General features: G+C 64.6%; 25 protein-coding genes and 2 tRNA genes. 18 read left to right on the top strand and 9 right to left on the bottom strand.

Annotated features, from left to right (window positions below; all coding sequences use genetic code 11):
• Positions 1-23: 23 nt before the first annotated feature.
• Together DEBA_RS07250 and DEBA_RS07255 are read left to right on the top strand one after the other, a co-directional pair.
• Positions 24-461: an ATP synthase subunit C gene (locus DEBA_RS07250; RefSeq protein ID WP_013258271.1), complete on the top strand. Its 438-nt coding sequence runs from the start codon at positions 24-26 to the stop codon at positions 459-461.
• Between the two features lie 79 nt (positions 462-540).
• Positions 541-1,158 carry a cytidylate kinase-like family protein gene (locus DEBA_RS07255; protein ID WP_013258272.1) on the top strand — a complete coding sequence of 206 codons (618 nt, stop codon included), beginning with the start codon at positions 541-543 and terminating at the stop codon, positions 1,156-1,158.
• An 81-nt stretch (positions 1,159-1,239) separates the two neighbouring features.
• Here DEBA_RS07255 and DEBA_RS07260 read toward each other — a convergent pair whose 3' ends face one another.
• Both DEBA_RS07260 and DEBA_RS18880 read right to left on the bottom strand, forming a co-directional pair.
• Positions 1,240-1,563 carry a hypothetical protein gene (locus DEBA_RS07260; RefSeq protein ID WP_013258273.1) on the bottom strand — a complete coding sequence of 108 codons (324 nt, stop codon included), beginning with the start codon at positions 1,561-1,563 and terminating at the stop codon, positions 1,240-1,242.
• A gap of 76 nt (positions 1,564-1,639) precedes the next feature.
• Positions 1,640-1,762 (bottom strand): hypothetical protein, encoded by a 123-nt coding sequence (locus DEBA_RS18880; protein ID WP_280985140.1) that lies wholly within the window; start codon positions 1,760-1,762, stop codon positions 1,640-1,642.
• Positions 1,763-2,239: 477 nt separating this feature from the next.
• On the opposite strand from DEBA_RS18880, the gene tig reads away from it, so the two are divergent.
• The 6 genes from tig (at position 2,240) to DEBA_RS07295 (ending at position 8,309) form a co-directional block, all read left to right on the top strand.
• Complete coding sequence (tig, locus tag DEBA_RS07270; RefSeq protein WP_013258275.1) at positions 2,240-3,586, top strand: trigger factor; 1,347 nt, start codon at positions 2,240-2,242, stop codon at positions 3,584-3,586.
• Between the two features lie 29 nt (positions 3,587-3,615).
• On the top strand, positions 3,616-4,212 hold the full coding sequence (clpP, locus tag DEBA_RS07275; protein ID WP_013258276.1) for an ATP-dependent Clp endopeptidase proteolytic subunit ClpP: 597 nt from the start codon (positions 3,616-3,618) through the stop codon (positions 4,210-4,212).
• Positions 4,213-4,255: 43 nt separating this feature from the next.
• Positions 4,256-5,509 carry an ATP-dependent Clp protease ATP-binding subunit ClpX gene (gene clpX / locus DEBA_RS07280; protein WP_013258277.1) on the top strand — a complete coding sequence of 418 codons (1,254 nt, stop codon included), beginning with the start codon at positions 4,256-4,258 and terminating at the stop codon, positions 5,507-5,509.
• Between the two features lie 97 nt (positions 5,510-5,606).
• Positions 5,607-8,003, top strand: coding sequence for an endopeptidase La (lon, locus tag DEBA_RS07285; protein ID WP_013258278.1), 2,397 nt, complete (start codon positions 5,607-5,609; stop codon positions 8,001-8,003).
• A gap of 89 nt (positions 8,004-8,092) precedes the next feature.
• Positions 8,093-8,168: transfer RNA gene (locus tag DEBA_RS07290), tRNA-Val, on the top strand.
• A 64-nt stretch (positions 8,169-8,232) separates the two neighbouring features.
• Positions 8,233-8,309, top strand: a tRNA-Asp gene (locus DEBA_RS07295).
• Between the two features lie 126 nt (positions 8,310-8,435).
• Here the strand turns inward: DEBA_RS07295 and DEBA_RS07300 are convergent.
• Complete coding sequence (locus DEBA_RS07300; protein WP_013258279.1) at positions 8,436-8,813, bottom strand: hypothetical protein; 378 nt, start codon at positions 8,811-8,813, stop codon at positions 8,436-8,438.
• 254 nt (positions 8,814-9,067) lie between these two features.
• Positions 9,068-10,279 (bottom strand): Tll0287-like domain-containing protein, encoded by a 1,212-nt coding sequence (locus tag DEBA_RS07310; protein ID WP_013258280.1) that lies wholly within the window; start codon positions 10,277-10,279, stop codon positions 9,068-9,070.
• A gap of 459 nt (positions 10,280-10,738) precedes the next feature.
• On the opposite strand from DEBA_RS07310, the gene mscL reads away from it, so the two are divergent.
• Positions 10,739-11,182, top strand: a complete 444-nt coding sequence (mscL, locus tag DEBA_RS07315) for a large conductance mechanosensitive channel protein MscL (protein WP_013258281.1) — start codon at positions 10,739-10,741, stop codon at positions 11,180-11,182.
• Positions 11,183-11,277: 95 nt separating this feature from the next.
• Here the strand turns inward: mscL and DEBA_RS07320 are convergent, their stop codons facing one another.
• The 3 genes from DEBA_RS07320 to DEBA_RS07330 form a co-directional block, all read right to left on the bottom strand.
• The gene (locus DEBA_RS07320; RefSeq protein ID WP_013258282.1) at positions 11,278-11,973 is read right to left on the bottom strand and encodes a PEGA domain-containing protein; all 696 of its coding nucleotides are present in this window, start codon (positions 11,971-11,973) and stop codon (positions 11,278-11,280) included.
• 111 nt (positions 11,974-12,084) lie between these two features.
• Positions 12,085-13,209 carry a tetratricopeptide repeat protein gene (locus DEBA_RS07325; protein WP_148227811.1) on the bottom strand — a complete coding sequence of 375 codons (1,125 nt, stop codon included), beginning with the start codon at positions 13,207-13,209 and terminating at the stop codon, positions 12,085-12,087.
• A gap of 56 nt (positions 13,210-13,265) precedes the next feature.
• Positions 13,266-14,141 carry a hypothetical protein gene (locus DEBA_RS07330; protein WP_013258284.1) on the bottom strand — a complete coding sequence of 292 codons (876 nt, stop codon included), beginning with the start codon at positions 14,139-14,141 and terminating at the stop codon, positions 13,266-13,268.
• A 224-nt stretch (positions 14,142-14,365) separates the two neighbouring features.
• Here DEBA_RS07330 and DEBA_RS07335 point away from each other — a divergent pair, with 224 nt between their 5' ends.
• The 9 genes from DEBA_RS07335 to rsgA all read left to right on the top strand — a co-directional run bounded on the left by DEBA_RS07335 (position 14,366) and on the right by rsgA (position 24,731).
• On the top strand, positions 14,366-16,525 hold the full coding sequence (locus tag DEBA_RS07335) for a vWA domain-containing protein (protein ID WP_013258285.1): 2,160 nt from the start codon (positions 14,366-14,368) through the stop codon (positions 16,523-16,525).
• A gap of 19 nt (positions 16,526-16,544) precedes the next feature.
• Positions 16,545-17,306, top strand: a complete 762-nt coding sequence (locus DEBA_RS07340) for an ABC transporter ATP-binding protein (protein WP_013258286.1) — start codon at positions 16,545-16,547, stop codon at positions 17,304-17,306.
• A complete protein-coding gene (locus tag DEBA_RS16955) occupies positions 17,299-18,405 on the top strand; it encodes a hypothetical protein (RefSeq protein WP_013258287.1) in 1,107 nt (368 codons plus the stop codon). Before DEBA_RS07340 ends, DEBA_RS16955 begins: the two co-directional genes overlap by 8 nt.
• The gene (locus DEBA_RS07350) at positions 18,384-19,160 is read left to right on the top strand and encodes an ABC transporter permease (RefSeq protein ID WP_050762274.1); all 777 of its coding nucleotides are present in this window, start codon (positions 18,384-18,386) and stop codon (positions 19,158-19,160) included. Before DEBA_RS16955 ends, DEBA_RS07350 begins: the two co-directional genes overlap by 22 nt.
• Before the next feature lie 12 nt (positions 19,161-19,172).
• Positions 19,173-20,774, top strand: coding sequence for a formylglycine-generating enzyme family protein (locus DEBA_RS07355; RefSeq protein ID WP_013258289.1), 1,602 nt, complete (start codon positions 19,173-19,175; stop codon positions 20,772-20,774).
• 97 nt (positions 20,775-20,871) lie between these two features.
• Positions 20,872-21,543 (top strand): hypothetical protein, encoded by a 672-nt coding sequence (locus tag DEBA_RS16960; protein WP_013258290.1) that lies wholly within the window; start codon positions 20,872-20,874, stop codon positions 21,541-21,543.
• Between the two features lie 45 nt (positions 21,544-21,588).
• A complete protein-coding gene (locus DEBA_RS07365) occupies positions 21,589-22,083 on the top strand; it encodes a hypothetical protein (protein ID WP_013258291.1) in 495 nt (164 codons plus the stop codon).
• Between the two features lie 55 nt (positions 22,084-22,138).
• Positions 22,139-23,254 carry a S41 family peptidase gene (locus DEBA_RS07370; protein WP_013258292.1) on the top strand — a complete coding sequence of 372 codons (1,116 nt, stop codon included), beginning with the start codon at positions 22,139-22,141 and terminating at the stop codon, positions 23,252-23,254.
• Between the two features lie 376 nt (positions 23,255-23,630).
• Entirely contained in the window at positions 23,631-24,731 is a 1,101-nt protein-coding gene (gene rsgA / locus DEBA_RS07375) for a ribosome small subunit-dependent GTPase A (protein WP_013258293.1), read from the top strand.
• A gap of 91 nt (positions 24,732-24,822) precedes the next feature.
• Here the strand turns inward: rsgA and DEBA_RS07380 are convergent, their stop codons facing one another.
• Complete coding sequence (locus tag DEBA_RS07380) at positions 24,823-25,350, bottom strand: KdsC family phosphatase (RefSeq protein ID WP_013258294.1); 528 nt, start codon at positions 25,348-25,350, stop codon at positions 24,823-24,825.
• Entirely contained in the window at positions 25,347-26,183 is an 837-nt protein-coding gene (gene kdsA, locus DEBA_RS07385; protein ID WP_013258295.1) for a 3-deoxy-8-phosphooctulonate synthase, read from the bottom strand. Before kdsA ends, DEBA_RS07380 begins: the two co-directional genes overlap by 4 nt.
• Positions 26,184-26,187 lie beyond the last annotated feature (4 nt).

Raw genomic sequence — 26,187 nt, forward strand, 5'->3', positions numbered from 1 at the left:
ATTAGTTAGGAGGATAAAAGGGTATGGACTTCGCTACGGCAATGGGCTATCTGGGCTGCGCCTTCGCTATTGGCATTCCCGCCATCGGAAGCGCCATCGGCGTCGCCACCGCTGGCGCCGCCTCTCACGGGGCCATGGCCAAGGTCGAGGAGGGTCACGGTAAATTCATCGGTATTTCCGCCGCTCCCTCGAGCCAGACCATTTACGGCCTCATCTTGATGTTTGTGCTGATGGGCAAGGTCGCCAATTCGGGCCTGGCCGTCCTGGGCATCGGCATCTTCTGCGGCTTGGCCTGCGCCGCCTCGGCCATCTATCAGGGCAAGGTCGCCGCCACCGCCATCCTGGCTTCTTCCAAGAAGCAGGAGATCTTCGGCAAGTGCTTCGCCGCGGCCGGTATCGTCGAGAGCTTCGCCATCTTCGCTTTGGTGGCCGGCTTGGTCATGGCGGGCAACCTGCAGTGAGTGAGTTGAAGGACGCTGGCCCCTGGGGTAGCCCCTCGGGCCTCGTCCTTTCACTGCCCGATTACGAGGAAGTTGTGCCATGGCTGTGGTGAGCATCTCGCGGCAATATGGTGCTGGCGGCGTGAAGCTGGGCATGAAATTGGCCGAGCGTCTGGGCTACCAGTTCGTTGACCGCAACCTGCTGGGGCAGGTGGCCGAACAGGCCAACGTCTCGCTGAAGTGGGTGGAGGAAGTGGAAAAGGAGGCCGGCGGCCTCATGGCCCGTTTCGTGGCGGAATGGGCGCGCCAACATCCTCACGTGCGAAACATTCCCGACGCCTCCACTCGATTTGACGAGACTGCTTATCGGGCGTTTTTGACCAGGGTCATCAGCAATCTGGCGGCTGGCGATCGGGTGGTGTTCATGGGGCGCGGTTCGCAGTATATCCTGAAGAACAACCCCAAGGCCGTGCGCATTTCGCTGGTCGCCTCCGAACAGACGCGCATAGCCAACCTGATGGAGCACTACAGCGTCGATCGCGCCAAGGCCGAACACGTCGTGAACAAAGAAGAAAAGCGGCGTTTGGCCTTCCTGTGCGGTTTCGGCGAGGGCAAATCGGAAGAGACGGCCTGTTATCACGCGGTGCTCAACACCGGCTTGGTTCATCAAGACGACGCCGTCGATTTCATTTGCAAACTGGTCGAGCGCATCGGCTGAGCGGGGCGCCTGACCCGCCGCTGCTTTGACGTTGGATCACGGGGATCTCTTCCACGGGAAGGGATCCCTTTTTTCGTGGCCTCAGATGTGACCGACCAAGTAGGAAGGCCCGTGCAGACGGGCCATGTCCAGCGAAAGCCTGGTGATGGCCATGCAGGCCTCCATGGCTTGGTCGTAGACCGCCAGGCCGGCTTGATCCACGGCTTGGTCGGAGAGATCGGGCTGGTCGATGCCCAAAAAAGCGGCCAATTGGCCGACCGTGGCGCGGGCTTGGTGCAAGACGGCTTGCAGGTCGGCCGGCTGAAAGATGCGGCCCTGGGCGTTTTGCCGCTTCAATTGTTCCAGTTGGCTCGTGGTGAGCGCGATCTGGTCCAGAAAAGGCCGATAAGGGTTGTCCAGGGTCATGGCGACGCCTCTATCTCAGGGTGATAATTACATTATCGGGTCTGGCTTGGTTCTGGTCAAGATGTGGTCGCCGTGGTCAGCAGCCTGCGTGAGGCCGCCCGCTGAGGTTGGCCTGGGCGGCCATGGCCCGGGCCGGTTCGCCAACGATCTGCGAACGAGCGAAAAGCAGCCTGGCCTCGGCCTCGCCGCGGTCGGCCACGCGGGGGCCAGCGGTGGCCCGGGCGCGCGATTGGCCGGCCGATGAGATGTCGGCCGCATTGCTTGGAATGACGCGCGTTTTGTCTGGCGCGCCCCAAAAGGCGCTTTGGCTTTTGGCCGTTGGCGGGTTTGTCGGCTGCAAAAGGCGCGACAATGGGACGACGGGCTTCATCGGATTGCTCCCCTGGCCGCCATCCATTGGCGATCGATCCATCCGTGGGAGCCAATCTGAACGTTGATCGGGTAATCTGTTTAATCGTAGCATGGCCAGGCTGATAACGCAAAACATCTTGTTAACGCAACAATTTTTGGTCATCCAGGGGCGTGCGTGGCCGCGCATGCCCACGCCCGATGGTGGGGCTTATGTAAAATCTGCCGATTTATGGTATATAGACATGTTTACGTCCATTGGCATATGGCTGGGAGCCCCGCGCTCGCTTGGAAAGGCAACCGATATCCGAAGAGGGTGTTGATAGCAATGAAGGTCAACGTTGAACAGATCAATACGGTAAAGCGCGCGCTTACCGTTGAAGTGCCGGCCGCCGAGGTTGACAAGGCCATCGAGAAATTGTTCGCCAAGCATGGCCGCAAGGCGAAGATCAAGGGCTTCCGGGCGGGCAAGGTTCCTCGCGCCGTTCTCGAGCGCTACTACGGCCCCCAGGTGGCCTTCGAGGCCGCCGAGGTCCTGGTCACCGAGCACACCAATCCGGCCATCGACGAGGCCGGCCTCAGCCCGTTGGCCCAGCCCGAGTTCGACTTTGACGGCCCGCCGCAAAAGGGCCAGGACTTCGCTTTCAAGGTGCTTTTCGACGTGCGGCCCCAGTTTGACTTGGCCCCCGAATCGTACAAGGGCTTTGAGATCAAGGAGCCCAACCTGGTCGCCGGCGACGAGGAGATCAACAAACGCCTCGACGACCTGCGCGCCCGCCAGGCCATGCTGGTGCCCCTGGAGGAAGACCGCCCGGCCCAGACCGGTGACGTGGTGGTGGTCGATTACCAGAGCTTCGAGGGCGACGAGCCCGTCGAGGGCGGCGCGGCCGAAAACGTCGACGTGGAGCTTGGCGCCGGCCAGGTGCGCGAGGAGATCGAGGTGGCCCTGGTCAAGGTGCGGCCCGGCGACGAGGTCGAGACCACCGTGCGCATCGAGGACAAAAAAGATGGCGCGGACGTGACCAAGGACGTGCGCTTCAAGCTGGTGGTCAAGGCCATCAAGAAAAAGCTGTTGCCCGATCTGGACGACGATTTCGCCCGTTCGGTCTCGCCCCAGTTCGAGACCCTGGACGCCCTGCGCCAGCGCATTCGCCAGGACATGGAGGACGCCTTCGCCCGCGAGAAGGACATGCAGGTCCGCCGTCAGATCCTGGACCACATCCGCGAACTGGGCCAGTTCGATCTGCCCGACAGCCTGGTGGCCCAGGAAGTCGAGAACATGGTCGAGTCGTTCAAAGCGCGGCTGCGCCAGAACGGCATGGACCCTGACGCCGTGGGCCTGGACGCCGAAAAACTGGCCACCGACTTCCGGCCCGAGGCCGAAAAGAAGGTGCGCGCTGGCATCGTCCTGGGCCGCATTTCCGAGGTGGAAAGCGTCGATGTGACCGAAGAAGACTTCACGGCCCACTATGAAAAAGTCTCGGCTCAGACCGGCCAACCCGCCGACGTGATCAAGGAAATATACAATAAAAACAACATGATGGGCAGCGTCATCGCCCAGCTTCTGGAAGAAAAGACGTTGCAGGCCATAAAATCGGGTGCTATCATTAAATCAGTCGATCCATCTGAATTGGCACAGGAAATGGCCAACGACCAGGCGCGGGAACAAGAATAGCTGGCAGCCAAGGCTAGAAAGATTCCTAAATGAGCAGCCTTATCCCCTTTGTCATAGAGCAGACCAGCCGCGGCGAACGGTCCTACGACATCTATTCCCGGCTGTTGAAAGACCGCATCATCATCCTCGGCCAGGCCATCGACGACAACGTGGCCAATGTGGTCACGGCCCAGTTGCTGTTTTTGGAGGCGGAAGACCCCAACAAGGACATCCATCTCTATATCAACTCGCCGGGCGGCGTGGTCACCGCCGGCATGGCCATCTATGACACCATGCAGTTCATCAAGGCGCCGGTGAGCACCCTCTGCATGGGCCAGGCCGCTTCCATGGCCGCGCTGTTGCTGGCCGCCGGCGAGCCGGGCAAGCGTTACAGCCTGCCCAAGGCGCGCATCCTGATCCACCAGCCTTCGGGCGGGGCCCAGGGCCAGGCCAGCGACATCGAGATACACGCTCGCGAGATTCTGCGCATGCGCGAGGATCTGAACAACATCCTGGCCCAGCACACCGGACAGAGCCTGGAAAAGATCGCCGCCGACACCGAGCGCGACTATTTCATGAGCGGCGACGAAGCCGTGGCCTACGGGGTGATCGACAAGGTAATCAGCCGCCGCGCGGTGGAAAAGTAGCGCAATCGTTAACGTTTACCGAGGTGCTTGGAGGCCACGGTTCATGAGCAAGAAAACCAACGGCAAGGGCCCTGATCTGGTTTGTTCCTTCTGCGGCAAGAGCCAAGAAGAAGTGAAAAAGCTCATTGCCGGACCTTCTGTGTATATCTGCGATGAGTGCATCGAGCTGTGCAACGAGATCATCGAGGAGGAATACCAGAAGGAAGAGGCGGCCAATCAGGTAAACATCCCCAAACCCAGGGAAATCAAGGCCATCATCGACGATTACGTCGTCGAGCAGGAGCGCGCCAAAAAGATCCTGGCCGTGGCCGTGCATAACCACTACAAGCGCATCGACGCCAAGGCCGACATGGGCGGCGTGGAGTTGCAGAAAAGCAACATCCTGCTCATCGGCCCCACTGGCTGCGGCAAGACGCTCCTGGCCCAGACCCTGGCGCGCATCATCAACGTGCCCTTCACCATCGCCGACGCCACCACCCTCACCGAGGCCGGCTACGTGGGCGAGGACGTGGAGAACATCATCCTCAACCTGTTGCAGGCCGCCGACTACGACGTGGAGCGGGCCCAGCGGGGCATCGTCTACATCGACGAGATCGACAAAATCGCCCGCAAGAGCGAAAACCCCTCCATCACCCGCGACGTGTCGGGCGAGGGCGTGCAGCAGGCCCTGCTCAAGATCATCGAGGGCACCATCGCCTCGGTGCCGCCCAAGGGCGGGCGCAAGCATCCCCAGCAGGAGTTCGTCAAGGTCGACACCACCAACATCCTCTTTATCTGTGGTGGGGCCTTCGTGGGGCTGGACAAGATCATCTCCAACCGCATCGGCGCCAAGTCCATGGGCTTCACCGCCGAGGTCAAGGAGCGCAAGGAAGAGACGCCCCTGGGCGACACGCTGGCCAAGTGCCGGCCCGAAGATCTGATCAAGTTCGGTCTGATCCCCGAGTTCGTCGGCCGCCTGCCCGTGGCCGCCACCCTGGACGAACTCAGCGAGGACGCGCTCATTCGCATCCTCACCGAGCCCAAGAACGCCCTGGTCAAGCAGTACCAGAAGCTCTTCGAGTTCGAGGGCGTTGACCTCAAGTTCACCGACGAGGCCTACAAGGCCGTGGCCGCCGAGGCCATCAGCCGCAAAAGCGGCGCCCGCGGCCTGCGCTCGATCCTCGAGGCGGCCATGCTCGACATCATGTACGATCTGCCTTCGCTCAAGGGCGTGCAGGAGTGCGTGGTTGGCGAGGAGGTCATCACCAAGGGCGAGCAGCCCATGCTGTTATATTCCAGCCAGGCGGAGTACGCCTAACGCCGTATCGGACAAACCCCGGTGGGCCCGCCAAGCGCGGGCCCGCTGTTTCCCGCCTGGCAAACCAGGCCCGGAGGGGCCGGAACGAGGTGCGTCAATGCGTGCGCCATTATTGCCGCTACGTGACATAGTCGTTTTTCCGCGTATGGTCGCGCCATTGTTCGTGGGCCGTCAGCGTTCCGTGGCCGCCCTTGAATACGCCATGGAGCACGGCAAGCTGATCTTTCTGGCCACTCAAAAGGACGCCAGGATCGACGAGCCTGGCCGTGACGAAATCCATCTGACCGGCGCGCTGTCGACGGTGCTGCAGTTGTTGCGCCTGCCTGACGGCACGGTCAAGGCCCTCATCGAGGGCAAGGAACGAGCGCGGATAGATCATTTTCTGCCCAACGACGACTTTTTCCTGGTCGAGTTGGAGCCCATCCCCGAGGCCTTCGCCCCGGACCGCGAATCCGAGGCGCTCATCCGCGCGGTCAACCAGGCCTTTGATCAGTTCGCCAAGCTCAACAAAAAGATTCCCCAAGAAGTTTTGCAGTCCATGAGCGGCCTGACCGACCCCGGCGTGTTGGCCGACACCATGGTCAGCCATCTGCCGCTCAAGCTCGAGGACAAGCAACGCCTGTTGGAGACCCTGGAGCCCAACCGTCGCCTGGAACTGCTTTACGAAATGATGGGCGGCGAGATCGAAATCCTGCAGATCGAGCAGCGCATCAAGGGCCGCGTCAAGCGGCAGATGGAAAAGACCCAGCGCGAGTATTACCTCAACGAGCAGATGCGCGCCATCCAGAAGGAAATGGGCGACAAGGCCGGCGGCGAGAGCGAGATCCGCGAGTTGGAGGAAAAGCTCGAAAAACGTCGCTACCCACGCCAGGTGGCCGAAAAGATCCGCGCCGAGATCAAAAAGCTCAAGCTTATGTCGCCCATGAGCGCCGAGGCCACGGTGGTGCGCAACTACGTCGACTGGCTGATGGCCCTGCCCTGGTACGAGCGCACCCGCGACAAGCACGACCTCAAGGAGGCCCAGGCCATCCTCGACGAAGACCACTACGGCCTGGAAAAGCCCAAGGAGCGCATCCTGGAGTTTCTGGCCGTGCAGGCCATGACCAAAAAGATCAAGGGACCGATCCTTTGCTTCGTGGGCCCGCCGGGCGTGGGCAAGACTTCCTTGGCCCGCTCCATCGCCAGGGCCATGGGCCGCAAGTTCATCCGGTTGTCGCTGGGCGGCGTGCGCGACGAGGCCGAGATCCGCGGCCACCGGCGCACTTACATCGGGGCCCTGCCGGGCAAGATCATCCAGAGCATGCGCCGGGTGGGCTCGGTCAACCCGGTCTTTTGCCTCGACGAAGTGGACAAGATGTCCACCGACTTCCGGGGCGATCCCTCGGCGGCGCTGCTGGAGGTTCTGGACCCCGAGCAGAACTACGCCTTCAACGACCACTACCTGGACGTGGATTACAATCTCTCCGAGGTGCTGTTCATCACCACGGCCAACACGCTTTACTCCATCCCCGCGCCCCTGCAGGACCGCATGGAGATCATCCGCCTGGCTGGCTACACCGAGCTGGAGAAGGTCTCCATCGCCCGCCAGTTTCTGTTGCCCAAGCAGGCCAAGGCCCACGGCCTCCAGCCCGACCAGGCCCAGATCGGCGACAAGGTCATGCAGCAGATCATCCAGCGCTACACCCGCGAGGCCGGCGTGCGCAACCTGGAGCGCGAGGTGGCCAGCATCTGCCGCAAGGTGACCAAAGACCTGGTGACCAAGGGTGATCTGGGCGGCAAGGTCAAGATCACCGGCGGCGCGCTGGAGAAATACCTGGGCGTGACCAAGTTCCGCCACGGCCTACCCGAGGCCAAGGACCACGTGGGCCTGACCAACGGCCTGGCCTGGACCGAGGTCGGCGGCGAGGTGCTGACCACCGAGGCCATGATCATGCCCGGCAAGGGCAAGCTGACCATCACCGGCAAGCTGGGCGAGGTGATGCAGGAGTCGGCCCAGGCGGCGCTGTCCTACGTGCGCACCAGGGCCAGGCGGCTGGGCCTGCCCGAGAATTTCTACACCCACGTGGATATTCACATCCACGTGCCCGAGGGCGCAACGCCCAAGGACGGGCCCTCGGCGGGCATCACCTTGGCCACCTCGTTGGTCAGCGCCCTGACGCGCATCCCGGTGCGGGCCGACGTGGCCATGACCGGCGAAATCACCTTGCGCGGTCGGGTTTTGCCCATTGGCGGCCTGCGCGAAAAGATCATGGCCGCCCACCGCGTGGGCATGACAAAGGTGTTGATACCCAAGGACAACGACAAGGATATCAAAGAGATACCCCATAAAGTCCTGCGTTCGGTGGAGCTGGTGACCGTCGAGCACATGGATGAGGTGCTGCGTCACGCCTTGGCCGTGGACGACCCCGATGCGCTGTTCCACGGCGACGACGAGCCCTTTCTGCTGACCGTGCCCGCGGCCGATGATAAACCGTCGGATTTAATGGCGCACTAGCGGAAATCGCCTTGACAGAATCTGGGCCTGCTGATAAAACCATATCCGCTTTGGGGGACGGACCGCGACACAAAAGGCCCCCTGGTAGTGGGCGGGTAGCTCAGTTGGGAGAGCATCGGCCTTACACGCCGGAGGTCACAGGTTCGAGCCCTGTTCCGCCTACCACACCTTGCCGGGGGCGGGCGGAGTGAACAAGGCCGCGAAATCGGCCATGACAACGGAATAAAGCGGGGGCGTAGCTCAGTTGGTTAGAGCGCTGGCCTGTCACGCCAGAGGCCGCCGGTTCGAGACCGGTCGTCCCCGCCAACCATAAAAGGGGCTGACCATATGGTCAGCCCCTTAGTCATGTTCGTGGCCTTTGATTCTGGCCAAAAAAGCCGTCGCGCTTGGCCGGCGGATAGCGTCACAAACCCCGATCACCGCGCGCGAAGCTCACTCCAGCTTGGCCCAATTAGGCGCGTGGACGGTGTCGCCCTTGAGCTCCACGGGCGCGACATAGACCGCCGTCTTCTGCCAGACCTTGTTGCCGTCCATGCCATATTCCACGCGCTTGCAACTGCTGGCCTGGTAGTTGGCGGCCTTCTTGAACTGCATCACCTTGCCGGTGTTCGCGCCGAAATCGCTGAACATGGCTTCGTATTCCATGTTGCCCAAATAGGCCTGCTTTTGTTCGTCGCTCAGCTTCAGGCTCTGTTCCGAACCGGAGCAGACGCTGCGCGCGATGGCGTCGGCCACGGGCTCGGCCATGGCGAGTTGGGTCGGGCCGGCGGCCAAAAGCCCGGCCATCAGCGCGAAGGTCCATTTTTTCATGTTTGTTCTCCTTTGGCGTCGCGCCAGGGCGGCGCTGGCTGCTTAGTGACCGCCCTTGCCCAGGCGCGGCGCGAGGACGGCGGGTCTGTTGGTCTGGTGACCGGGCCTGACGCCCTTGTCGCGGCGCGCCCATCGGCTGCGCTTCCAAAGATAGAATGCGCTGTTTGCCGTTTGGTCGTCAAGGTTGGACTGGCCTCCCTGGCGGGTGAAGCGGCCCGCCATGACGCGCGCCACAAGATGCGGCGCTCCTGTCCTCAGTCAAGTTCGGGGTATAGCTTTTTGATGCACTCCGGGCAGATGCCATGGGTGAATTCGGCCTCGGAGTGGGTGCTGATATAGTTTTCGATTTGCTGCCAATAACCTTTATCGTCACGGATTTTTTTGCAGCTTGCGCAGATGGGCAGCAGCCCGCTAAGCTGGTTTATTTCCGATAAAGCCTGACGCAGTTCGGCGATCAATTCCTCGCGTTGCGCCTCGGCGCGCTTGCGTTCGGTCATCTCGGCGACGAGCTGCTGGTTGCTGCGCTCCAACTCGGCGGTGCGTTGGCGGACCCTTTCTTCCAGTTGCGCGTGGGATTCTTTCAGGCTCAACGACATCTGATTGAAGTCTTGGGCCAAGTCGTTCCATTCGACAAAAGGCATCGGCGGAATCTGGTCGCCAAGGTTTTGCGGCGTTTTGCCGATGAAGGCGGTGTGCTCCCTGATCCGACCCAGGGGGCGCAGGAATATCTGCCGCGTGACAAACAGCACCACCGCCACCATCAGCCCCAGAATGCCCAGCGTCAGCACGGAAAGGCGACCGGCGAACTCGGCTCCGCGGCTCAGGATCTCGCTCAAAGGCACCCTGATGGATATGGCCGAAACAAGCTCGCCGTCGTGGCGGTTGAAGCTGCGTTCCGGGCCATATATCCGCACCATTTCTGGCGGGGCGTATTCCGGTTGGCTGTGACAGCGCAGGCATGATTTTTCCATTGATTCGCCGCGCCGCAAATAAACGAAAAACGGTTTGTCGTCAATGATCCTGATGGCCGTGCGCGTGGTGAGCTTGGGGTTTTTATTCAGCTCGTTGATGAATTCCCGTTCATAATCGTCGGCTTCGTTTTTGGGGCTGCGCGCGTTGATGGCGCATTCCTTGTAATAGTATTCGTCTTTGGCCAAGGCTTGATAGTGTTCGTCGATGCGACGGACGGCGAAGGTGGAGGACATCCACGTCGGTTCGAAATATGACGATGGCAAATGCTTGTCGGTTATCGAGAATATTTTCGGCTTCAACTGATGGGCAAAATATGAATGTATGGCCAAGTTGCGTTCCAGGATGATGCGGGCCTTTTCCTCCGCTTCGCGCAAGGCCGTCTCCTGGCTTTGGTCGTAAACCAGCCAGACAAACGCGGCCGCCACGCTGATGAACAACACCGCGAACGCTGTCAGCAATGCGGACTTTGCCTTCATGAACGGCTTGTCGATCATGCTTGACCCGCTCCGAAGTCACGCGCCGGCAAGGGTTTTGGCCGGAGGTGGCCGCCAAGGCCTGGCGGACGCCAAACAATCTCGCGTTCGATCCCCGTGGTGGCGTCTCGCCACTTTTCACGCAGGGCCGGCTACACGCATATCGGCGTCTTGGCAAAACGTAACGAGTTTTTGTTGTGCTTGGGCGGCCGTCATCGTGGCGGCTCATTAATTTATTTTAACTTATGGCCATCGCGCACGGCGGATTTTGCGCCAACGCCGCGCGCTGGCGCGCAAAAAAGCTCTATTTGCCGCATCCATGGCAAACAACTGGATAATTTGTGCTTCTCCCGCGTGTTTGCCTGGCGTAATATCAAATTTGATTGAATATCTGAACTGCCGGCCCGGCCCAACTCGCGGAGCAAAACCGAGGCCAAGCGCGGCCAACCGCATGGAGCCATCCACACCTGGAGGTGAAACGTGTTCAAGGAATTCAAAGAGTTCGCCATGAAGGGCAACGTGGTGGACATGGCCGTGGGCATCATCATCGGCGCGGCCTTTGGCGCCATCGTCAAGTCTTTGGTTTCCGACATCATCATGCCGCCGATCGGGCTGATTCTGGGCGATGTGGATTTTTCCGGCCTGTTCGTGGTGCTCAGGGACGGGGCGCAAGCCGGCCCGTACCTCAGCCTGGAAATGGCCCAGAAAGCCGGCGCCGTCACCTGGAACTACGGCGCGTTCATCAATACGGTGGTCAGCTTTCTGATCGTGGCGTTTTCGGTGTTCATGTTGGTCAAGGGCATGAATCAACTGCGGCGCAAGCAAGAAGCAGCCCCGCCCACCACCAAGGAATGCCCCTATTGCCTCTCCACTATTCCCGTTAAGGCGAGCAAGTGCGCCTTTTGCACGGCCACACTGGACTGATCGTGGGGCCGTGGCCGGCCCGACTCCGGCCGGCCACGGCCTTTTGACGCGGAGGGCCGCCCCGCCGCTGTCTATTCTTGGGCCTTGGCGCGGCGTCAGCGCGCCTCGACCTCACGGAAGCTGAACGTCGCGAGGCTGGTGCTGCGGCCGTGGATGACCACCGTTTGCCGCGCCTGGGCGTCATTGGCCTCGGCCGTCAAGACGTGCTCGCCCACGGGCAGATCATCCAGCGTCAGCGGCGTGACGCCCACGGCCCGCCCGTCCAGGGAGATCTTGGCGGGCAGGTTGGACTCCACCGTCAGCGAGCCGTAGCCGATGGCCTGGGCCTGGGCCTGGGCGTCGGCCAGATATTGCCGGGCAAAGGGATGCCCCGGCAGAACTTCCGCCACGTTCTGGAAGATCTTCGCCGCCCCGGCGTAGTCGCCTTGATTGAACAGCGTCACCCCCTCGACGAAATCCAGGCTGGCCTTTTGATCCCGCGCGATCCGCGCGACCTGGGCCGCGTAGCCTTGACGCCTGGCCGGAAGCTGGGCCAGGCGTTGTTGAGCCACCGGCCAAGCGGGCCGCGCGCGCAGGGCCTCTTGCCACAGCTGCTCGGCCTTGTCGAAATGCCCACCCGCCGCGGCCAACTCGCCCTGGTCCAGCAGGGCCAGGGCTTGGGCCTGGGCCGCCTGGCCTGGTTCGGGCTCGGCCAAGGCCGGGCCAGCCAAGGCCAGCGCAACGGCCATGGCCAGAGCCAGGGCCGCCAACCACCTCATCACGGCGTTTGCGCCGCCATGCTTGCGATTCATCACGCGCCTCCATGTTTCACGGGTTGTCGTGGTCCGCTGATTTCAGGCTAGCGCGATAATGTTCGGCAATCAATAGGTGATTTCTGAAAGGAAGCGAAACAACGCCGTGGTTCAACGCCCGTGGGTCGCCTCGACGACGCTCATCTGGCCGTCGCTCCAGAACAGCAGCGCCGTCAGCGGTCGGCCGCCGGCCAAGGCGCCGTTGTCCTGCACGAAAAGCTCCACGCGGCAGCCGCCGGAACCCGGCTCCAGGCGCAGCATGCGGCCGGGCGTTTGATCCGGCTGGTCGGCCCGGCGCACGGCCATGGGCCAGACGCCTTCGGCCGCGACCGTCGACCACCAGCCGTCACGGCCGCCGGCCACTTGCAGGTCGATGCGCAACAACACCCGGTCTCCGGGCGGCAGATCGAGCGACAGCCGGCTGTCGGCCGCGCCATCCGGGGTGGCGGCCGGCGTGTAAGCTCGGCCGACCAGGTCGACGTCGCCGGCGATCCGCTCCAGCCGACACGTCGCGCCCGCCGCGCCCGGCGTCGGTGGAAGCGGGGTCGTTGGTTGGGCGTGGGGCGCGGGCACTGGGGCCGGCGCGTTGGGCAAGGGCGTCGGCGCGGGTTGGGTCGTGGGCGCGGCGACTGGCGGAGCGGCTGGGTTCGTGGACGGCCGAGGCTCGTCGCCCAGGGCGGCCAGGCGTTGACGGGCCTTTGCCGCGGCCGGCGAATTCGCGCCGCCGTCCCGCGCGACGATTTTTTGATACCAGGCCTTGGCCTGGGCCGTGCGGCCGGTGTGTTCCAGGGCCTGGGCGTAGCTCAGGCCGTCCTGAAAGAGCCGGCTGTCGGGTAGTTGATCCATGGGGCCAAGGTCTTTGGCGAAGTAGGCGGCCACCGGCTCCCACTGGCCCGTCTTTTCATAGGCCTCGATCAATTGTCGTCGAGCCATGGGCGCGTCGGCTGCCCGGGGATAGCGGGCCAGGTATTTTTCGAAGAGCAGGGCGATGGCCGTGTAGTCGGGCAGGCCCAGGTAGCGCTTGTAGACCTCGGCCAAGCGCCAATAGGCCTCGGGCGCGTGGGTTGAGTCTGGGCACTGCTCGATGATCGCCTCCAAGAGACGCCGTTGGTTGGCGTAGTCCTGGGGCGGGGTCTGGCCCAATTCCAGCAGCAACTGGGCGGCGCGCCGATCCTGGGCGTCGTTGCCGGCGGCCATGGCCGGCAACGCAACGGCCAGAGCGCAGAGCAAGGCCACGACCAGCCATCCCGCCCAGCGTCGCGCCGGGGCGGGCGTCGCGAGGGCCCCCACTTCTACTCCACCGGCAGGATCAAAACCTGGCCATCGGCAAAGCCGATCACCAACTCCAGTTTGGCGTTGCCGCTGGCGATGGAGTTGTCGTCCTGCACCAGCACGTCGGCGACAAGCTCGCCCTGGCCCAAAGGCAGGTTGAGCGCGCCGTCGGGTTGGTTGAGTGGCTTGCCTTTTTGCGCCAGCACGAGCAGCCACGCGCCGTTGCCTGCGGTGGTGTCCCAGGTTGGGGCGGGCGCGCCCTGGGCGCGTAAGGCCATGGCGTTGATGGTGCGGCCGGGCGCGCGCAGGCGCAGGGCAAAGTGCGCCTCCGGCGAGCCGTCGCCTTTGAGGGCTTCGCCGCGGCCGACCAGGTCGTAGAAGCTCCTGAGGCGCTTGAGCTTGACGCCGCCGCCGATGGCCGCCGGTTCCGGCTGGCTGGGGGGGCTGGGCTGAACCGTGGGCGCGGCCGGCTGCGCCGGTTGTGGATCGATGGCCGGCGGCTGTGAGCCGACGTCGGATGTGGCCGGCACGGAGCTGGGCGCGCTGGGCGCTGTGGCCGGCTGCGCCGGTTGTGGATCGATGGCTGGCGGCTGTGAGCCGACGTCGGATGTGGCCGGCGCGGAGCTGGGCGCGCTGGGTGTCGTGGCCGGCTGCGCCGGTTGTGGATCGATGGCTGGCGGTTGTGAGCCGACGTCGGATGTGGCCGGGGCGGAGCTGGGCGCGCTGGGCGTCGTGGCCGGTTGCGTCGGTTGTGGATCGGCGGTGGTCGGTTGCGAATCGCCCGTGGTGGCGGTGTCCCAAACCTTGCCCATGAAACCGGCTTGGGCCGGTCCGGCGGCCAGGGCCAGCAACAGCGCGATGATCAGCGTTTTGGCGGCAAACTTGCGGCAGTGCATTTCGATCTCCGAAACGTAGATGATCGGCCAGCGCGCCTTCCGGGCAGGTCGGGCGGTCAGTGTATGACCCATTGTACACGCAATCGACCGCTCTTGTGAAGCCGCGCCCGACGGTTCAAAAGCTGTTTACAAGCCTTGCCCGTTTGCTATGATGAAACAACTTGCAAAAGCCTGGCCCCATGTGGACTGATCGACTTGGCCTTGAAGCCGGGGAGGATGTCAGAGTGAAGCGCGCGTTGCTAGTAGTTGTCATGGCGCTCATCGCCGTGGCCATGGCCGTGCCGGCCACGGCCGCCGAGGGCCGTCAACCGGTCAAGATCGATGGCAAAAAGCATTTGCCCCTGCGGGTGCTGGCCCGGCCTTTTTCGCACATCTACAAAACCCAGGACGTGGCCGGCGGCACGGCGCAAGAAAACGTGCCGTCTTTTCAGCCGTTTTATGTCTACACTCGGCCCTCCGAACAGGACCGGGCCGCCCAGCGCGGTTGGTACGAGGTCGGCTCCGACGCCCGGGGCGGGGTGATCGGCTGGATGCAGGCCAAGGATGTCTTCGAGTGGAAGCAGGCCATGTGCTTGGCCTACACCCACCCCGAGGGCCGCAAACCCGTTTTGATGTTCGCCGAGGAGCCGCCCTTGGCCAAGCTGGTGGCCGCGCCGCCGGCCCAGCGCGACCCGGCGGTGGAGGCCCTCTACAAGGCCATCGCCGACAAGAACATCCCGGTGGATTTTCCGGTGAAGTCGGTGGAGCCGCAAAAAGCGGTGGATATCTCCAAGCAGTTTTATTTGCTGCCCATCCTCGATTTCAAGGTCGTTGATTTCGCCGGCCGTGAAGGCCGCGTGGTCAAGCTGGCCGCCGTGACCGCCGGCGGCCCCGAGGCCCGTCAGGCCAGCGACATCCGCAGCAACACCGCCTACGTCGAGGAAGCCACCCAGGAGTCGACCCAGGTCGCGGCCGACACGCTGAAAAATCTGGTCTTCGACGTTGTCTTCGTCATGGACACCACCGTGAGCATGCGACCCAACATCGAGGCCACCCTGCGGGTGATCCGGCAGGTGGCGGCCAATCTGGGCAGCGATCCCGAGGCGGCCCAGGGCGTGCGTTTCGGCTTCTGGGGCTATCGCGACTCGGCCGAGGACATCCCCGGCATCGAATACACCACCAAAAACTACACCCCGACCCTGCAAACGGCCGCCGAGTTCGAAAACACCCTGGCCGGCGTCCAGGTCACCGAAATCGACTCGGTGGACTACCCGGAGGATGTCTTCAGCGGCGTCGACGACGCCATGCGCAAGACGGCCTGGGACGATAACGCGATCAAATTCATGGTGTTGGTCGGCGATGCGCCCGGCCATGAACTGGGCCACAAATGGAACCTCTCGGGCCAGGACGAAAATACCCTGCGCTCCATCGCCGATGACGGTTCGTTCTACCTCCTGGCCCTGCACGTGAAAAACCCCAAGGCCACCAAACACAACCCCCGGGCCGAACAACAATATGGCGTGCTGGGCCTCAACAAGGGTTCGGGCGGCCAGACCACCTACACCGCGGTGGATTCCCAAGACGCCGCGGCCTATGGCGTGGCCGCCGAGTCGCTGACCCAGGCCATCGTCTCGGTGGTGCGCGCGGCCAAGCAGGGCCAGGTGGCCCCGCAACTGACCGGCGGCGGCCAAGGCGGTGAGCTGGCCGACTTGGGCCAGGCTCCGGCGGCGCCTGCGGCTCAAACCCCCGCCCAGGCGCCTGCTCAAACTCCGCCGCCCGCCTCGCCGCCAGCCGGCGGCGAACTGGCCGACCTGGGGCCGGAGCACCAAAAGCTGGCCGACGACGTGCAAGAGACGACCAACCGCGCCCTGCGCGCGGCCCTGGTGGAGTGGATCGGCCAACAAACCGGCGCGCAGGCCCCCCGCGATATCGAGGCCTGGGCCGTGGATAAAGACTTGCTCAATCCGGCCGTTTCGTCGATGGAAGTGCGCCTTTTGATCAACAAGCAGCAACTCAGCTCGCTCAAGCAGGTGCTGACCGAGGTCATGGGGGCGGGCCGCCTGGGCCAGATCGGTGGCGACGATTTCTTCACCGCCCTGCAATCGACCGCCGCGGCCGCCGCCCGCGACCCCAACCAGATCAAAAACGCCCGCACCATGGCCGAGACCGGCCTGGTGCCCGAGTTTCTGTTGGGTCTGCCCTACCAGAGCCGCCTGATGGCCATGACCAACGAGCTGTGGCAGAGCTGGGGCCCCGACGAGCAGGACGAGTTCCTCAATGAACTGGAGGCCCGCATCAGCGCCTATCAGGCCATCCACGACGGGCCCGACGGCTGGATCAAGCTCAACCCCGGCGATGACGCCGGTGAGATGGTCTATCCCATCAGCCTGGACCTGCTGCCCTAGGGCGGCAGGAGCGACGCCGATGGGCGCGCGCGAAGCAACGGCCGGCCGAGGGCTGGCCTTCCAACTGCGCGGGGTGAGCAAGCGCCGCGAAAAGGGCGGCGTGGCTTTCGACTTGGTCGTTCCCGAACTGGAGGTGGCCGCCGGCGAGTTTATCGCCATTGTCGGGCCCAGCGGCTGCGGCAAGTCCACGCTGCTGGACTTGCTGGGCCTGGTGCTGCGGCCGACGGCGGCCCACCAGTTCGGCGTGTGGGATCAAAACGCCGCGCGACCCGGCTGGCGCGACGTGACGACCCTTTCGCCGCGGGGCCTGGCCGCCGTCCGCCGCGCCAGCATCGGCTATGTCTTGCAGACGGGCGGTCTTTTGCCTTTCTTGTCGGTGGGCGAAAACATCGCCCTGACCAGGCGGCTGGGCGGCCTGCCGGTGGCGGCCGAGGATATCCTGGCCCTGGCCGGCCGCTTGGGCATCGTCGAACAATTGGGCAAAAAGCCGGCCCATCTCTCCGGCGGCCAACGCCAGCGGGCGGCCATCGCCCGGGCCCTGGCCCACGGCCCTTCGATCATCCTGGCCGACGAGCCCACCGCCGCCGTGGACCGCCGCGCCGCCGTGGAGATCCGCGATCAGTTCAAATCATTGGCCGGCAAGCTGGGCGCGGCCGTGCTGATGGTCACCCACGACCGCGAACTGGTCGCGCCGGTGGCCGACCGCGCCTTCACCTTTGAACTGGAGCGGCCGGCCGCCGAACTGACCGTGGCCACGGTGGTGGAGGGCGGCCTTGGCTAGGGGGCGGCGCGGCGATGGCTTGCCCTTTGGCCTGGTGTTGCGCCTGGCCCGGGCCGATTTGGCCCACGAGTGGGTGCTGAGCCTGTGTTTGGTCTTGGCCGTGGCCGCGGTGCTTTCGCCGCTGATGCTGTTGTTCGGCCTGAAGTTCGGGGCCATCGAGACCATGCGCTCGCGTCTGGTGCAAGACCCGCGCAACCGCGAAGTGCGTCCCATGACCAGCCAGACCTTCTCCCGCCAGTGGCTGCGCGAGTTGGCCGGTCGGGCCGACGTGGCCTTTGTCGTGCCGGGCATCCGTCAGATCGCGGCCACCCTGGAGGCCTCGCTGGGCGCCGGGCCCAAACTGACGCTGGACGTGCTGCCCACCGCGCCGGGCGACCCGCTCCTTGTGGAAAACGGCGCGCCCGCGCCGGGCCCGGGCCAGTGCGTGCTGAGTTTTTTGGCCGCCGAATCATTGGGTGCCAGGGTCGGCGACGCGCTTGAGGTCAAGGTCAAGCGCCTGCGCGGCTCGCGCTTCGAAAGCGGCGAGTTGCGCTTGCGGGTGGCGGGCGTGCTGGATCAGCGGGCCTCGGCCCTCAAGGCGGTCTACGCGCCGTTGGAGTTGCTGGAGGCCATCGAAAATTACAAAGACGGCCTGGCCGTGCCCGAACTGGGCTGGCCGGGCGACGCGCCCGAGGCTTATCCGGTCTTTGACGGCGTGGTGGTGGCGCTGGGCCGTGAGCTGGGCAAGCTCGACGAACTGCGCCTGATCAACGGTACGGGCTTTGGCAAGCTGACGCGCCCGAGCCCGGCCGAACTGGCCCGGCTGACCGGCTATCGGGTCGATCCGGCCTGGCGGGTCTATCTGGTGGAGGCGGCCAAAAGACCGGTGGGCCTGGAGAGCGTGTTGGCCGTCAAGGAGCGCCTGCGTGGCACGGGCGCTTTTCTGCTGCCCTGGACGCGGGCCGTGGCGGCCAGGCTGCTGGCGGCCGACGGTTCCGAGGCCGGATCGCTGAACGTGTTGGCCCTGGGCCCGTTGGCCGAGGGGGCCGGCCGCCCACGGGCCTCGAACCAGCGCCGCCCTGGCCGCCGGGCCAGGGAATGGAGCCCAAACCCACGCTGATGTTGCCGGCCGGCGCGAGCCCGCCGCCGGGCCAGGCCTATCTGGAACTGCGCCACGAACGCCGGGTTTTGCGTTTTCCCGTGAGCGTGGCCAAGGAGCGCGCCCCCGGTGAGGCGGCCTTCGCGCCGCCGCGGTTGGCCGGGGTGTTGCGCCTTTTCGCCCAGCGCGAGCTGACCCACGATCGATCGTCGGGCCGCTTTTTGCTGGCGCGACGCGGCTACGCCTCGTTTCGGCTCTACGCCGCCACCATCGACGACGTGGAGGGCCTGCGCCGTCATTTCGAGGCCCAAGGCCTCAGCGTGCACACCGAGGCCCAGCGCATCCGCGACGTGACCCAACTCGACGGCTACCTCACGCTGATTTTCTGGCTGGTGGCCTTGGTGGGCCTGATGGGCGGGGCGGCGGCGCTGACGGCCAGCCTGTGGGCCTCGGTGGAGCGCAAGCAAAAGGAGCTTGGCGTGCTGCGACTGCTGGGCATGCCCACCGGGGCGATGGTGCGTTTTCCGCTCTATCAGGGGCTGATCATCGCCGTTTGCGGCTTTGTGACGGCCGTGGGCGTATTCCAGGCCCTGGCTTGGGTCATCAACAGCCTTTTCCAGGCCCACTTACAATCGGCCGAGCGGCTCTGCCGGCTGCCCGCCGATCATCTGTTGGCCACGCTGGGCGGGGTGATCGCGCTGGCGACGCTGGCCAGCGCGGCGGCGGCCTGGCGAGTGACGCGCATCGACCCGGCCGAGGCCCTGCGCGACGAATGACAGGAGCTTTCCATGGCTAAGTTTCGGATTGCCTTGCTGCTATTGCTTTCGTTGGCCACGGCCGCGCCCGCGCTGTCCCAGCAAGCCGACCCCTACAACCCCCAACCGGCCGCTGGCGACCTGACGCTACCCATGCCCGGCGGGGTTAGCGTGGCCTTCCGGCCGATATTCATCGGCGAGGGCGATTCGCCCTTTGCCCAGCGCAAGTTCAACATGGGCGACCCCCAGGGCGGCTTCAAGGAAAACCCCACCAGCGTCTCGGTGGGCGGCGCCTTTTTGGCCAAGAACAAATCCGGCGGCGAGGACTGGCTGTTTTATCTGGCCAAATACGAACTGACCGAGGGCCAATATTACGCCGTGATGGGCCTGCCCCAGGGCGCGGACAAGGCCCTTTTGCACAGCCGCAAACCCATGGCCGGGCTTAGTTGGTTCCAGGCCAACGAGTTTGTCGATCGTTACAATCAGTGGTTGTTCGCCAACGCCAAGGACAAGCTGCCGGCCCAGGGCGGCCAGCCGGGCTATGTCCGCCTGCCCAGCGAGGCCGAGTGGGAGTTTGCCGCCCGGGGAGGCGCGGCGGTGTCATCCGATGTTTTCGACCGCCGTCACCCTTACGACAAGCCCCTGGAGCAGTGCGAGTGGTTCGCCGGGGCCAAGTCCTCGCACAACGTGGTCAAGGACGTGGGGTTGCTGGCCCCCAACCCCCTGGGCCTGCACGACATGCTGGGCAACGTCTGCGAGATGACCCACGGGCTCTATCAGGTGGAGTACTATCAGGGCCGCAACGGCGGGTTCACGGCCAGGGGCGGCCACTTTCTGACCGACGAGAAAAGCCTGCGTTCGGCCATGCGCGCCGAGCAGCCGTTTTACCTGGCTGGCGGCGGCCAGATCAAGGCCAACGCCAAGCCGACCATGGGCCTGCGCCTGGCCTTGGGCGGGGTGGTCTTTGCCGATCGCAACGCCGTCCGCCAGATGGCCGAGGCCTGGGAAGGCTATCGAGCCGGCAAGGGCGCGGCGCTGCCGGCGGCGGTTTCGGTCAGTCCCACCAGCGCCCAGGCCGGCGTCAAGGGCCGTGACGCCATGGAGCACCTGGCCCGGCTGAAAAAAGAGTTGGCCGGCCAGGCCCTTTCGCCGGGGGCGGCCCAGCAGTTGGGCTTGTTGGAGGCGTCGCTGGGCAATATCGAATTCGTGCTCAAGCAGGCCGATGAAGACTCGGCCTACGCCTGGGCCAAGATCGCCGCTGAGCGCGGATTTTTTCTGCAGCGCGAACTGGCCAAGTTGCCGACGATCCAGCGGCTGATGACCATTGCCCAGGACGGCGGGCGCACGGCCATGGTCGAGAAATACAAAGAGCGCCTGAACGAGTTCCAGGCCAACATCGACGAGGCCATGTCGACTTATTCCGAGTCGTTTCGCCAGCTAGACAAGATCAGCCCCCCGGCCGTGGACGCCGGCTTCACCAAGTACGCCAAGTTTTTGCTGGAGCGCCAGGCCGCTGCTCAACTCAGTTCGCTGAAGGTCGTGCGTGAGCAATACGCCGCCTTCAACAAGGAGAAACGGGCCAACCCCGAGTTGTGGCGCAAGCAGTTCGAGGCCCTTGGTCAGGGGGCGCAATAGGCTTGGCAAAGGGCCTGGCGTGGCTGATAATTTTATATTACGATACATGGCCGATGCTGATGAACACACCGGCGTTTGCCGTAATGGGAGGGCGATCATGAAAAAAATCGGCGTGTTGATGTTGGTGGGCGCTTTCTTGCTTTCCTCGGTGGCTGGCTGCGCCAACATCCAGAACGACCAGACCCGCACCAAAACCGAAGGCACGCTGGTGGGCGCGGGCGCGGGCGCGGTGGTCGGCGGCGTGCTGGGTCAGCTCATTGGCGGCAACACCACGGCCACGCTGGTGGGCGCGGGCGTGGGCGCGCTGGTTGGTTCGGCGGCCGGATTCGCCTACGGCTCCCACGTGGCCAACGAAAAGGCCAAATACGCCAAGCAGGAAGACTGGCTCAACGCCTGCATCGCCAGCGCCCAGAAGGTCAACGCCGACACCAGGGCCTACAACGACCGCCTGGCCTCCGAAGTGCGCTCCCTGGACGCCGAAACACAACGTCTGGCCCGGGCCTACGATCAAAAGAAAGCCCAGAAATCCCAGTTGCTGGCCGAAAAGAAGAAGGTCGACAAGTCCCTGGCCACGGCCAAGCAGAAGTTGGAGCGGGCCAAGTACGAACTCAGCACGCAGCAAAAGGTTCTGGCCGACGCCAGGAGCGCGGGCAAGGCCCAGCACGCGGCCAGGCTGGACCAGCAGATCAATCAGCTCAAGGCCCAGATCGCCGAACTGGAGGGTCACACCCAGTCGCTGGCCTCGATGTCGGCGCGCATGTCGGTCTGATAAGCTTTACTCATGCTATTTGGCACTGTTAGCCGGAGGTGCATCGTGCCTAAATATCTAGCGCCCTTGGCCCTGCTGGCCTGCCTGCTGGCGGCCGGCTGCGCCACCACCGAAGACCCGCGCACCGGCGGATTGTTCGGCTACAACCCCGAGGCCTATCAGCGGCGCGCCCAATCCCAGGAGGCCCAGCTTCAGGCCTTGCAGCAAGAACAGATGCAAGGCCAGCAGACCAGGGGCTACCTGGAGCAACAGCGCGCGCAAAAGCTCCAGGAAAAACAACGGATGGAGCAAGATCTCGCCGCCTTGGAAGGCGATGTGGCCAAGCTCCAACGCAAGATCGATCGCGCCACGCTCGACACCAAGGCCCAACGCGATCGCTACGCGCGCATCAAGCGCGAGTTGAATAGCGTCAACGCCGAGATAGCCCGCCTGAAGAAGGCCGCCAGCCCGGCAAACGAGGCCAGGATTCAAGAGATCAAGCGCTTGCAGAAGAAACTCGACGGCCTGCTGCAAGAGGCCGAGGCCCTCTCCAGGATGTAAAGCCGTCGCCGGCCCTGGCCTTGCGGCCGGGCAGCCGGCGACAAGGCCGAGTGCCATGTTTCGCCTCAAATTGATCGTCGTGGCCCTGTGCCTGAGCGCGTTTTCGTGGGCCCAGGCCGCGGCCGACGACTTGGCCTGGACCTCCGACCGGGCCGCGCTTTTGTTTTACGAGGCCATGACCGCCCTGCAAAAAAACGCCCTGCGCCCGCCCGCGCCCCTGGATGAGGCCAGGCGGGCCATCGGCGCGGCGGCCAGGGGCCTGGACGAGTTTTCGGCCTATTGGCCGCGCGAGGAGTACGAGGCCTTCAAGCGGGCGGCCGACCCCTCCTTCGCCGGCGTGGGCATGGAGATCTGGGCCGATGAAAGCGGCGCGGTGATCTGCATCCCCAAACCAGGCGGCCCGGCGCAAAAGGCTGGCGTGGCCTACGGCGACCGCCTGATCAGCGTCGACGGCAAACCCGTCGCGGCCGAGGCCGTCTATGCGGCCGGGGCCATGATCCGCGGCCAGGCCGGCTCCACCGTGCGTTTGGGCCTGTTGGGCCAGGGCGGCCGGCGCAAGAACGTTTCCATCATCCGCGCCAAACAGGCCTTTCGCACCGTGGAGTCGACCCGGGAAGGCGGCGCGCCGCGCCTGAGGATCAGCTCTTTCACCAACAATACGCCGGCCGAACTGGCCGAGGCCCTGGGCCGGCTGGGCGCGGCCAAGGTCGTGGTCATCGATCTGCGGGGCAACGTGGGCGGCGACATGTTCGCGGCCATGGAGGCGGCGGGCAAGCTCTTGCCCGTGGGCGCGCCGTTGTTGACCCTGCGCCAGCGCGGCGGCGAAACGGCCTACAAAAACGTCGGGCGGCCGCTGAACCTGACCAGCCGGCTTTTTGTCTGGCAAGACAAGCGCACCGCCAGCGCGGCCGAGGTGTTTGTCGCGGCTTTGACGCGGAACAAACGGGCGACGAGCATCGGCCAGACCAGCTTCGGCAAGGGCGTGGCCCAGAAAATCGTCGAGCTTTCGGATGGCTCGGCGCTTTTGGTCACCTACGCCGAGCTGATTCCGCCGGGCGGCCGGGCCTATCACGGCCATGGCCTGCGGCCCGACCGCGCCCTGGCCCCCGGCGCTGACGCCTCGGACAGGGCCTATGCCCTGGCCACCGCCGCCGCCATGAGCGCCAAATGAGGCCGTCCGTCGCCCTTGACAGCGCCGCGCGGTGTAGTATAAATCATCAACGGAACCTGACAGTGAGGTTGGATGTTTAGCAAATCGATGGATATTGCCGCAATCGCCGCCGACAAGGGGGTCAACCCTCTGTTGGCCGATCGCTCATAGCGCGGCGCTATCCCCCCAAAAGCCCTTCGCTTTTGACGGCGGGCGGGACGCTCGTTCCGCCTTGCGCCGATCTCTGATCGACAGCCCATGGTTGTTCCCCTCGTTGGGCGGCCTTTCCCTACGCCAAAAATCAGGAATACGCCACAGCGCCTGACGCTTCACCACGCCTCCGCGTGGCCCGTCGCGCCGCGGTGAAACCGTGGGTGAAAACCAATGGGATTCGGCAATGAAAATCGAGAGTTATCCAGACACAAGCAGTAGCATCGAACACTTGACGCGCATGGGCTGGAACGCCCATTTCCAGGCGCGGGCGGAATCGTTGGCCGGTGATGGGGCCAGCCCGGCCAGGGTTGTCGGGGTGAGCAAAAACAGCTTTCGCCTCGGCGACGGCCAAAGCGAATGGCTGGCCAGCCTGGCCGGCCGGCTCAAGCACGAGGCCGACGGCGCGCGGCCGGTCACGGGCGATTGGGTCATGGCGAGGGACTCGTTGATCAGCGGGGTGCTGGAGCGGCAAAACGTCCTGTCCAGGGGCGCTTCGGGCGCGCGCGGCAGCCAAAACGCGCGGCCGCGCCATGAACAGGTGATCGCGGCCAATCTGGACGCCGTGTTCATCGTCTGCGGCCTTGACCGCGACTACAACCCGCGCCGCCTGGAGCGTTACCTGACCCTGGTCTACAACTGCGGCCTTAATCCCGTCATCGTCCTGACCAAGGCCGACCTGCACGACGATCCAACGCTTTTTGTCGGCGAGGTGGAGGAGTTGGCGCTGGGCGTGCCCATCCATCTGGTTTCGGCGGCCGATGACGACGGCCTGGTCGCTCTGGCGCCGTATCTGTCGCCTGGCCGAACCGTCACGATGGTGGGCTCTTCCGGCGCGGGCAAGTCAACCCTGGTCAACCGGCTTTTCGGGCGAGCAGTGCAGCTTACCGGCGCCATCAGCAACCATGTGGGCAAGGGCAAACACACCACCACCTCTCGCGACCTAATCGTCATGCCCCAGGGAGGGATGCTCATCGACAACCCCGGCATACGAGAAATAGCCTTCTGGGAGGTCGATAGCGGTGTCGAGTCCGTCTTTCCCGAGATCGAAAAGCTTGCTCTGGGATGCCGCTTTGCAGATTGTAGCCATATCAACGAGCCCGGTTGTCGGGTGCTGGAGGCGGTAGCCAGCGGCGAACTGGCCGAGGGCCGGCTGGAAAACTATCGCAAAATGAAGCGCGAAATGGAATACCTGGCCCAGCGCCAGCACAAAAGCGCCGAGCGCGTGGAAAAAGAGCGCTGGAAAGATGTCGCCTTGCAAGTCAAAGCCCTGAAAAAGAGGCGATGAGGCGCACGAGGCAATAAACAAACCGCGCGGCGTCGGGCGAGCAACCCGTCCGACGCCGCGCGGCCGATCAGCCTTGGCCCGCCGCTGGCGGCTAGTAATAGCGGGCGGTCACTTCGGCCCACTTGCCCTGGGCCTTGAGGATCAGCTCCACCGCCTGGCGCACCGCCCCCCGGCCGCCGGGCTTGTCGGCGACCCAGTGGGCCGCGCGGACGGCCTCCGGGTCGGCGTCGGCCGGGGCCATGGCCAGGCCGGCCACGCGCATGGGCGGCAGATCGATGAGATCATCGCCCATGTAGGCCACCTGGCTGGGCTCCAGGCCGCGCTGGGCAATAACATCCAGAAAAACCGGCAGTTTGACCTTGGATTGCTCGATGAGCTGATCCACGCCCAGCTCCTGGGCGCGCACGCGGTTGGCCTGGCAGCCGCGGCCCGAAAGCCAGATCAGGCCATGGCCGGCCCTTTGCCACAGCTTGAGGCCGTGGCCGTCGCGCACGTCGAAGAACTTGATCTCGCCGCCGGACGCATCGTAGACCACCCGGCCGTCGGTGAGCACGCCGTCGACATCCAGCACCAACAATTTGATCCGGGCCGCCCGCTCTTGCACGTCGCCGCCGCTCACGCCTCGCCTCCGTTGATCAACTCGTAAATGGCCAGCAACTGCTTCATCAGCGCCTCGACTTGATCGAGAGGCAGGCTGTTGGGGCCGTCGCACAGGGCCTGGTCGGGGTTGGGGTGGACCTCCATGAACACGCCGTGGGCCCCGGCAGCCACGGCGGCCCGGGCCAGGGTGGCCACGAAACGCCGGTCGCCGCCGCTGCAACCGCCCTGGCCGCTGGGCAGTTGCACGCTGTGGGTGGCGTCGAAGACCACGGGGCAACCGCTCTGGCCCATGATGGCCAGGCCGCGCATGTCCACCACCAGGTTGTTGTAGCCGAAGCTGAAGCCCCGTTCGGTCAGCCAGACGTCGCGGTTGCCGGTCTCCAACACCTTTTGCGCCAGCGGGCCCACGTCGTGGGGGGCCACGAACTGGCCCTTTTTGACGTTGACGGGCTTGCCTGTCCGGCCGGCGGCCTGCAACAGGTCGGTCTGGCGGCACAAAAAGGCCGGGATCTGCAACACGTCCAGCACCTGGGCCGCCGCCGCGGCCTGATCGGGGGCATGGACGTCGCTGATGACGGGCAGGCCGCTCTGGCGGCGGACGTCTTCGAGGATGCGCAGGCCCTGGTCCAGGCCCGGCCCGCGAAAGCTGCCCAGGCTGGTGCGGTTGGCCTTGTCGAAGCTGGACTTGAACAACAGCGGCGCGCCGAGCCCATGGGCCACCTCGGCCAGACGTTCGGCCACGCCCAGGGCCAGGTCGCGGCTTTCCAGCACGCAGGGTCCGGCGATGAAAAACAGCCGGCGACGGCCAAAGGGCTGGCCGGCGATGATGGTCTGGTCGTTGGGCGCGCTCATGGCT

It is taken from the genome of Desulfarculus baarsii DSM 2075 (assembly GCF_000143965.1).
Lineage (GTDB): Bacteria > Desulfobacterota > Desulfarculia > Desulfarculales > Desulfarculaceae > Desulfarculus > Desulfarculus baarsii.

Coding starts and splice junctions, on each gene's coding strand:
- DEBA_RS07250 (WP_013258271.1), top strand. CDS start 24: ATGGACTTCGCTACGGCAATGGGCTATCTGGGCTGCGCCTTCGCTATT.
- DEBA_RS07255 (WP_013258272.1), top strand. CDS start 541: ATGGCTGTGGTGAGCATCTCGCGGCAATATGGTGCTGGCGGCGTGAAG.
- DEBA_RS07260 (WP_013258273.1), bottom strand. CDS start 1,563: ATGACCCTGGACAACCCTTATCGGCCTTTTCTGGACCAGATCGCGCTC.
- tig (WP_013258275.1), top strand. CDS start 2,240: ATGAAGGTCAACGTTGAACAGATCAATACGGTAAAGCGCGCGCTTACC.
- clpP (WP_013258276.1), top strand. CDS start 3,616: ATGAGCAGCCTTATCCCCTTTGTCATAGAGCAGACCAGCCGCGGCGAA.
- clpX (WP_013258277.1), top strand. CDS start 4,256: ATGAGCAAGAAAACCAACGGCAAGGGCCCTGATCTGGTTTGTTCCTTC.
- lon (WP_013258278.1), top strand. CDS start 5,607: ATGCGTGCGCCATTATTGCCGCTACGTGACATAGTCGTTTTTCCGCGT.
- DEBA_RS07300 (WP_013258279.1), bottom strand. CDS start 8,813: ATGAAAAAATGGACCTTCGCGCTGATGGCCGGGCTTTTGGCCGCCGGC.
- DEBA_RS07310 (WP_013258280.1), bottom strand. CDS start 10,279: ATGATCGACAAGCCGTTCATGAAGGCAAAGTCCGCATTGCTGACAGCG.
- DEBA_RS07320 (WP_013258282.1), bottom strand. CDS start 11,973: ATGAATCGCAAGCATGGCGGCGCAAACGCCGTGATGAGGTGGTTGGCG.
- DEBA_RS07330 (WP_013258284.1), bottom strand. CDS start 14,141: ATGCACTGCCGCAAGTTTGCCGCCAAAACGCTGATCATCGCGCTGTTG.
- DEBA_RS07340 (WP_013258286.1), top strand. CDS start 16,545: ATGGGCGCGCGCGAAGCAACGGCCGGCCGAGGGCTGGCCTTCCAACTG.
- DEBA_RS07350 (WP_050762274.1), top strand. CDS start 18,384: ATGGAGCCCAAACCCACGCTGATGTTGCCGGCCGGCGCGAGCCCGCCG.
- DEBA_RS07355 (WP_013258289.1), top strand. CDS start 19,173: ATGGCTAAGTTTCGGATTGCCTTGCTGCTATTGCTTTCGTTGGCCACG.
- DEBA_RS16960 (WP_013258290.1), top strand. CDS start 20,872: ATGAAAAAAATCGGCGTGTTGATGTTGGTGGGCGCTTTCTTGCTTTCC.
- DEBA_RS07370 (WP_013258292.1), top strand. CDS start 22,139: ATGTTTCGCCTCAAATTGATCGTCGTGGCCCTGTGCCTGAGCGCGTTT.
- rsgA (WP_013258293.1), top strand. CDS start 23,631: ATGAAAATCGAGAGTTATCCAGACACAAGCAGTAGCATCGAACACTTG.
- kdsA (WP_013258295.1), bottom strand. CDS start 26,183: ATGAGCGCGCCCAACGACCAGACCATCATCGCCGGCCAGCCCTTTGGC.